Origin of the sequence: Aromatoleum evansii, from assembly GCF_012910805.1 — a bacterium.
GTDB lineage: Bacteria > Pseudomonadota > Gammaproteobacteria > Burkholderiales > Rhodocyclaceae > Aromatoleum > Aromatoleum evansii.
Genome location: NZ_WTVK01000286.1, coordinates 1 through 396, shown reverse-complemented (window position 1 = coordinate 396; position 396 = coordinate 1). Strand labels below are relative to the sequence as shown.

Below are 396 nucleotides of genomic sequence, written 5' to 3'. Positions count from 1 at the left end.
CTATGTGTTCAGCGAGCAGGAAGCGACCGCGATGGCGATCGCTGGCGCCGACATCATCGTCTGCCATATGGGTTTGACCACCGGCGGCACGATCGGCGCCCAGACTGCGCTGAAGCTCGAAGATTGTCCCGCCCGCATCGAGGCCTGGGCCGAGGCCGCGCTCAGCGTCAATTCCAACATCATCGTGCTCGCGCATGGCGGTCCGATCGCGGATCCCGCGGATGCCGATTTCATCATGAAGCAGACCCGCAATTGCCACGGCTTCTACGGCGCCTCCTCGATGGAGCGCCTGCCGGTCGAGCGGGCGCTTACGGAGCAGGTTCGGAAATTCAAGGCGATCGGCGCGCGCTAGAGCCGCCGTGACCAAGGGAGGAAGAGATGTCGGGGATGCTGGTC

The 396-nt window shown here is 64.4% G+C and carries 1 protein-coding gene; it reads left to right on the top strand.

Annotated elements, in window-relative coordinates:
* The coding region (locus GO615_RS28345) for a phosphoenolpyruvate hydrolase family protein (protein WP_211167447.1) at window positions 1–352 on the top strand (352 nt) is incomplete at its 5' end.
* Between the last annotated feature and the right edge of the window lie 44 nt (window positions 353–396).